This is a genomic window from Streptomyces sp. (genome assembly GCF_050698815.1).
In the GTDB taxonomy this organism is placed as follows: domain Bacteria; phylum Actinomycetota; class Actinomycetes; order Streptomycetales; family Streptomycetaceae; genus Streptomyces.
In genome coordinates this window covers 1-5,553 of record NZ_JBOHCV010000072.1, presented here as the reverse complement: position 1 = coordinate 5,553, position 5,553 = coordinate 1, and the positions used below count along the sequence as shown (strand labels likewise).

Sequence of the window (5,553 nt, the reverse complement as noted above, 5' to 3'; positions counted from 1 at the left end):
CCACCACGCAGCCACGGGAGTTGAGCTTGCGCGCCTGCTCTTCCGGGAGCCGGGGCGAGGGCGCGCGGCCGAACTCGGCGATGTCCGCAAGCGGGTCGTTCGCCGCCGGGTGGAAGGGAATGCTGCCGTCCTTGGGAACGACAACAGACGCGGCCAGCATCGGAGTTGGCGGATACACCGGCTGGCGCTTGGACCGGCAGCCGAACAGCCACGTGGCGGCGTCCTCCGCCACGGGCTCCGGTTGTGCCAGTTCGACGAGACCGCCGTAGGTGGCGTTCAGCCAGGTGAGTGCCTGCTGCCGGGGATCGACCATGATGCGTCAGGCTCCCGTGGGGGGCTGGTTCGAGGAGAGCTGTTCCATGTACTGAGCCACCGGCATGTGGCTCGGCGGGAAGTGAGGTGCCCCACCGTCCTTCGGGACGATGAGGACCCGAGTGAAGGGGGCCTTCGCGAGTTCTCCCGTGTCCAGATGTTCCTGCGAGTCGAACCGGACCGCCCACGCCACCGGATATTCCTGCGTCAGCTCAGGCTGCATGACGAGCGTGAATTCTTTGGCGTAGGACGTGTGCTCAAGGAATTCGCGAGCCGACGTATGGGCTTCTTCGTGGGAAATCATGGGTGGCTTTCCTGCTTGTTCTCGGTTGTACGGGTCTCGGTAATCATCGGTACGGGATGTGTTGGATCGATGTCACGTCCCTTTCCAGCTTCCCGAGCGTACCGGACTGGCCATCGAGGAACACGACCCCGTGCTTGGTGTTCACGGCGTTGAAGACGTGCGCGCTGCCGTCTGCCCGGGAGACGTACACGACACTGCGCGCCCCCTCGCCTCTTGAGTTCATGTTTTGGATCAACTCGTCGTAGCTCTTCACCGAGTCGTACTGGCCGAGTCCTCGATTCTTGAGTCCCAGTGCCTCGGGCGGGATGTGTGCACCTTCGGCCCGCGGGGCGGCCGAGACTTCGTGCCCGTCCAGCCGTTTGTCCACCGTGACCACGTTATGCGAGCAGTTGTCGACGTACCCCGGCTGCCCCGTGTTGTTGACGTCGTTCAGCCACGGGTACTGGTCGTCGATGAATTCGCGGGCCTTCTCCGGTGAAATGGAGTCGGCGTGGATCGCCTTTTCGTTGACGTGTTTCGTCGACTCGGCGAGGTCGCTCCAGTCCTTCGGCGGGTCCGGTATGTGCGAGCCCGGCCTGCGGGCCGCGCTCTCCACGCCCGCCTCGACGCCCTCCCGTGCGCCGACCCGGAGGCCCGTACGGACGGTGCCGGCGCCCTTCGTGCCGAAGATCTCGGGGATGAGGCGGCCGACGCCCTCGCTGAAGTCCTTCTTGAAAGTCTCGGCGAGGGCCTGCGGGATGCGTTCCGGGTGGGCCGCGGTGGAGACCAGGCCGGACAGCGTCATGTTGACGTTCTGGTAGTACTCGGCCGGGTGCGTCAGGTTGTACGGGTCGGTCGGGTTGAGCCCGCGCGCGAAGTTGACGATGCCGGCGGTGCCCTTGACCACCCCGCCGACGACGTGGTTGAGCTCCACCGCTCCCGCGCCGTAGCCGTCCATGATCAGGGCGCCCGCTCGGTCCAGAGGCGGGGGTTCGGCGGGGGCGTGGGCGAGGGCGGCCCGTACGGCCCGCTCCGCCGTCTCGGCGGCGGTGTTCCGCTGGCGACGGGCCTCGTCGAGTATCTCGTGCGCGCGGTCGCGGTCCGCGTCGCCCGGGTCCTTGTCGGGCGGGTCGTCGGCCTTCTTCGCCTTGTCGGAGGCGTCCTCGCCCTTCCTGTACTTCTCGATGGCCTCCTGCGCCTGGTCCTGCGCCCACTTGACGGTGTCCGCGTAGGAGTCCAGGGCCTTGCCGGCCCTCTCGCAGGCGTCCGCGGCGTGCACCCACTTCGTCGGGTGCATGGCGAACTTGTCGCGGAAGGCGTTGCCGGCCTCGCCCTTCCAGTGCGAGGAGTCCAGCTTGCGCATCCCCCGGGCGACCCGCTCGAACGCGGCCTGGAAGTCCCGCAGGTGCTTGGCGACGGCCAGGATCTCCGAACGGGAGCCCTGAATCAGCTCGTTCGCCTGCTCGGTCTGGCCCAGCTGCTGCTCGCTCACGTGGGCGCCGAGTGAGGACGCGGTCTCGTCGCCCCAGTCCTCGACCTTGTCCGCGGCGCCCTCCGCGCCGATGGACTCCAGTCCCTGACCCGCCCAGCCGGTGCCTATGTCGATGCCCGTGCCGAGGACCTTCTTGCCGTCCTCCACGCCCTGTTCGACCGCGCTCAGACCCTCGTTGACGAGGTCCTTGCCACCGTCCACGACCTCGCCGAGGGCGTCGGTGAATCCGATTCCCATCAGCGCTCACCGTTCTGCTGCCGGGCCTGGGCCGCCTTCTCCTGCTCCTCCGGGGACGGGCCGAAGTTCTCCCGCATCCCCGCGTCCACCTCGTCGCGCATGCCGGCCGCGTCGATTCCCTGGTTGACGGCCGTCATCACCGGGGAGCCCGTCGCCGTGCTCACGTCCCAGGCGGTGTTCTTCCACGCCTGCGTGCTGTTCTCCTGGGCCTTCTGGAAGGACTCCGCGCTGTAGTCCGCGTCGCGGAAGTGCGTGTACGGGTTGCTGGCCGCCACCTCGCCCCAGGACTTCTTCGTGATCTCCTCCTCCGTGGCGTACGGATTGCCCATGGCGGAGTTCGTCAGCACCTTGAAGCTGCCCTGGATGTACTGGTCCTGCTCGTGGAGCACGCCCGCGGACAGCCCCACGCCGTGCGCGAAGTTGTTGCCCTCCTGGATCAGGGTCCGCACGCCCCACTCCCAGCGTTCGCAGAACGACTCGAGCGTCGAGGTGAGGCCCGTATGCCCCAACTGGAGCCCGGTCAGCGCCAGATCGGAGAAGCCCCGGCCCATGCTGGCCTCGCCGACCATGCCGAGCTCCTTCAGCTCGCCCATCGAGTCCGTGATGCCCTTGGTGATCAGCTTCAGCGCCTCTGCGGGCGCCGCCAGATCCGCTTTGTCGCCGCTCATTCCCTGCCCCCGTCGTTCACGTACGCCTCCACCGTCGCCCTGTCCGGGACGATCCCTTCTACGGGCGGCAGCACCCTGCCGTCCTCGCTTGCCGCGTCCAGGGCGACGCCGCACGGCACGCCGACGGCCGGTACGACCGAGTCCAGCAGCCGTGAGCCCAGGATCTTGCGGTAGTCCCACTCGCGCGGCGCCGCGCCGTCCAGGGCGCTGCGGGCACGGGCGAAATCGGCCAGCGCCTCCTCGTCGGAGAAGGCCATGATCCAGCGGATTCCGCCGAGTTCGGCCGACCACAGTCCGTCCCGCTCGTCCAGCGGGACCAGGACGGTGGTGTGCCGGAAGCCGTCGAGGAAGTCGAGGAATTCGCGGCGCGCGGCGTCGGCGTTCTCGCGGGTCCGCTGCTCGGCGGCAACCAGGTCTGCCAGTTGCACCGTCGGGGCCCCCAACCTCAACTCGTCACGGCACGTGCCAGTTCGCGGGCATGCTGGCAGCAACCCGCTCTCGGTCGCAAGTATCGGCAGGTCAGTGTGGTCGGGTACACCATCTTGGGGTGGAGAAAGTGTGTGCACGGTCCGGGGAAGCGGGAAGCGTGAGATGTGCTTCCCCGGACCGTGGGCGAGTGGTCGGGTCAGTGGGACAGGACGCCGCCGAAGGCGGGGGCGTGGGCGGGCGGGGTCAGGGTGTAGGAGGCGGGGGCGGTGGGGCCGTTGCCGCGGCCGGGGAGGGCCCACAGGCCGCCGGTGCCGGAGTTCTCACCGGGGGAGCCGAGCAGGAGTTCCGGTGCGGTGTCGCCGTCGGTGTCGAGCAGGCGTACGGCCGCCGCGAACCGGTCACCCTTCTCCACGGTGCCCGGTACGTGTGCGGTGCCCTGGTTCCAGCCGGTGCCGCGAGCGTCGCCGTACTCGTCGAGCACGCCGTGCAGTTCGCCGAAGAGCAGCGTGGCCATGCCCGCGCCGGTGGTGTGGCCGACGGCCTCGGCCGGGTTACCGATGGCGAGGTCGTCGCGGCCGTCGTTGTTCGCGTCCAGCGCGGAGAGGGTGGCGCCGAAGGAGTCGGCGGTCTCGGCCGTGCCCGGGACACCCACGGTGCCCTGGTGGAGCGTCTGGTTCCGGGTACCGAAGTCCGACGCCGACGCCTCGCCGTAGACGACGTGCACCGCGCCGCCCTTGCGGAGCTGGAGGGGGCCGCAGGCCTCTTGCTGCTCGCCGTCGCGGCAGTGGCCGATGGCGACGTCGTCGTGCCCGTCGCCGTCGAAGTCGCCGGCGGCGAGGGAGGTTCCGTAGCCGCCGAGGGACCAGAACCGCTCCAGTCCGCCGTTGTGCCAGCGGTAGAGCCGCGTGCTGGAGTCATCCCATGCGGAGACGGTGGTGGCCAGCTCCGTACGGCCGTCTCCGTCGACGTCGGCGGAGACGAGGTGGGCGGTGCCGCTGCCCATCCCGAACCGGTCGACGCGCTCCATCGGCTTCGGGGTTCCGTTCCGGGAGATCGGTCCGCGCACCATGCTCAGGCCGCCGGTCTCCTCGGTGGTGGAGTTGAAGACGACGTCCACCCTCCCGTCCCGGGTGAAGTCGCCCGCGACGACGCTGGCGCCGAGGGCGCCGTAGGAGTGCGGCCGGTTGGCGACCGTCAGCCCGCCCGAGAAGCCGGACCGGCTGCCCCAGACGACGGAGACGGCGCCGCGTCCCGTCAGGCCGCTGGCCTCCTTGGGGGCGCCGGCGAGCAGGTCGGTGTAGCCGTCCCGGTTGACGTCGGCGGTGTCGACGGCGGTGCCGAACCCGTCACCGGCTTCCGCGGTGCCCGGTACGCCCGCGGTGTGCTGGCTGATCAGCGTGCGGTGGCCGCTGTTGAGGCCGTCCCGGCTGCCCCACTGGACCGCTACGAAGCCCGCCTTGGCCTTCCCCGCGACGGTGCCGCGGGGTACGCCGACGGCGAGGTCGGGGTATCCGTCCTGGTTGAAGTCCGGGGTCGCGGCGTCCTGCTGAGCCGTGGTCTTGGTGGGCTGGGCCGGCTGGCCGGGCTGGGTTGCCGCGGCATCCATGGTCAGTCCGCCGCCGGTCAGCAGGGCGGACGCCAATACAACGGCGAGGGTGCGGGCGCGCTTTGCGGCGCGGCCCGTCTGTCTGCTGTGCAGGTGAGGCACTTGGGCACTCCTTCGTCCGGCGTCCTCGCACGCGCCGCCGTCCCCCGTTGCACGGACCGGTGCGGCATGCCGGACGCGTTGTCATCGCAAGTACGACATGCGGTGAAGAGCGAAGGTTGCCCTGCTTGCCCCGAACGAGTGGCAGTCGGCGCCCGTAGCTGACGCGTTCCGCCTTCCGGTTCAGTGCCGTGGGCCGTACGGACCCGGGCCTGGGGCGGCGCCCCACTGGGCGGGGACGACGGGGAAGTGGGGGCTGATGAGAGTGCGGGCCGCCGAGGCCGTCGCCGGGCCGGCGACGGCGTGGCGGTGCCAGAGGTGGTGCAGGAGTTCCTGTTCGCGGGCCTGGAAGTCCGGTGCCGGGGCGCCGTGTTGGGCGCGGTCGCGCAGCAGGGCGAGGGAGGTGGCGAAGTGCTGGTACTCGGCG

At 70.0% G+C, this 5,553-nt stretch carries 6 protein-coding genes and 1 pseudogene; all 7 read right to left on the bottom strand.

The window, feature by feature from the left end; translation table 11 throughout:
* The coding region (locus ACRDP3_RS03070) for a hypothetical protein (protein WP_431515241.1) at window positions 1-313 on the bottom strand (313 nt) is incomplete at its 3' end.
* A gap of 6 nt (window positions 314-319) precedes the next feature.
* Complete coding sequence (locus ACRDP3_RS03065) at window positions 320-616, bottom strand: YrhB domain-containing protein (protein ID WP_431515240.1); 297 nt, start codon at window positions 614-616, stop codon at window positions 320-322.
* A 43-nt stretch (window positions 617-659) separates the two neighbouring features.
* The gene (locus ACRDP3_RS03060) at window positions 660-2,324 is read right to left on the bottom strand and encodes a putative T7SS-secreted protein (RefSeq protein WP_431515239.1); all 1,665 of its coding nucleotides are present in this window, start codon (window positions 2,322-2,324) and stop codon (window positions 660-662) included.
* Window positions 2,324-2,992 (bottom strand): hypothetical protein, encoded by a 669-nt coding sequence (locus ACRDP3_RS03055; RefSeq protein WP_431515238.1) that lies wholly within the window; start codon window positions 2,990-2,992, stop codon window positions 2,324-2,326. Before ACRDP3_RS03055 ends, ACRDP3_RS03060 begins: the two co-directional genes overlap by 1 nt.
* A complete protein-coding gene (locus ACRDP3_RS03050) occupies window positions 2,989-3,435 on the bottom strand; it encodes an SseB family protein (RefSeq protein WP_431515237.1) in 447 nt (148 codons plus the stop codon). The genes ACRDP3_RS03055 and ACRDP3_RS03050 overlap by 4 nt, the downstream gene beginning before the upstream one ends.
* A gap of 182 nt (window positions 3,436-3,617) precedes the next feature.
* The gene (locus tag ACRDP3_RS03045) at window positions 3,618-5,129 is read right to left on the bottom strand and encodes an FG-GAP and VCBS repeat-containing protein (protein WP_431515236.1); all 1,512 of its coding nucleotides are present in this window, start codon (window positions 5,127-5,129) and stop codon (window positions 3,618-3,620) included.
* A 180-nt stretch (window positions 5,130-5,309) separates the two neighbouring features.
* Window positions 5,310-5,553: pseudogene (locus ACRDP3_RS03040) on the bottom strand (PrsW family intramembrane metalloprotease); the annotation flags it as partial.